This window comes from Acidovorax facilis, from assembly GCF_023913775.1.
Lineage (GTDB): Bacteria > Pseudomonadota > Gammaproteobacteria > Burkholderiales > Burkholderiaceae_C > Acidovorax > Acidovorax facilis.
Genome location: NZ_JAMXAX010000289.1, coordinates 1 through 1,252, shown reverse-complemented (window position 1 = coordinate 1,252; position 1,252 = coordinate 1). Strand labels below are relative to the sequence as shown.

Annotated in this window: 1 protein-coding gene; it reads right to left on the bottom strand. The window is 64.9% G+C overall.

Annotated features, from left to right (window positions below; genetic code table 11):
- Positions 1-156 precede the first annotated feature (156 nt).
- On the bottom strand, positions 157-1,101 hold the full coding sequence (locus tag NFX52_RS30200; protein WP_207402179.1) for a M14 family metallopeptidase: 945 nt from the start codon (positions 1,099-1,101) through the stop codon (positions 157-159).
- Between the last annotated feature and the right edge of the window lie 151 nt (positions 1,102-1,252).

Genomic DNA, 1,252 nt, shown 5'->3' with positions numbered 1-1,252 from the left:
GATCAAGCGCGTCATCTGTTGCTGTCGCATGGCCTTCTCCTGGGGCAGACGCAAGAGCGTCGTACCTTAAAGATGAGGGCCATGGGGCGCGATTAAAGAGGCATCACTAGCATTCGCTAGAAGAGCCCAATTTGACTCAAAAAATGCGACACAGGTTTACTGCGCCCCACACACAAACTCCACCGCCGCGCACACCGCCGCCACCTGCGCCGCGATGCACTGCTCGGGCGTGGCGCGGGGGCTGTCGGGGTAGACCTCGGTGGTCGTGGTGTAGCGCGCCCCGGTCACGCTGGCGCACAGGCCCCAGGCCTTGAATTCGTAGCGGATCACGCCGGGCTCGGTCATGGGCGAGCCGATGATTTCGTTCTTTTCATCGGGCGGCGCAATGTGCGTAACGCGGCCCACGGCCTCGATGATGGCTTGTTGGAAGGCGGGCTGCGGGTTCTCGGTGTCGTCCACCAGGTAGAAGCCGTCAGGGATGCTGCCGGGCTCGAACACCTTGCCGTCGCGCGCGGCCACGGCGGGGCGGTATTCGGATTCGTCGGTGTCGGTGGTTTCGTGCAGATCGATGTGGGCAGTGAACTGGCCATATTGGCCTTGGTGCTGCGCCACCAGCCGCATGAGGGCGAGGGATTCCTGCGCGGAGGAGCCTTCTTTGAACGAGCGGTTGGGGTCGATGGCGTCAAAGTTCCAGCGCTGAAACCGTTCGTAGGCCCAGGGGCTGACGCAGGGCACCACCAGCAGGTTGGCACGGCCTGCAAAGCGTTCGGCCTGGGTATCTACAAAACGCAGTGCGCCGTGCACGCCGCTGGTTTCGTAGCCGTGCACGCCGCCGGAGACAAGCACGCTGGGCAGGCCGGGTTGCCAGTTGCGGCTGCGGATGGCGCGCAGCGGAAAGCGCTCGGCCGGGTGCTGAGCATCGGCATAGACAACATCGCCATACAGCTCCACATCAAACCGGCCCCGCAGTGCCTCGATGGCGGTGAGCACGTCGTCGGCGTAGCTGCGCTGGCGCACCTGGCGCGCGCGCCACTGGTCGCGCTCTGCGGCGCCCCAGGGCTGGCCGGGCGTGCCGATGGGATAGGTGTGGGTTTCTGGCATGGGTGCGTGGGTGCGTAGATATTGGATGGGTTGCCCAGGCAGAACCTGGGGAGGTGCAGGGCATTCATAGAATACCGCGATGCCCTTCCCCCTGATCCGGCCCCTGCGGCTGGCTACCTCGTCCTTGGTTCTGCTGCTCTGCGCCCTGGTC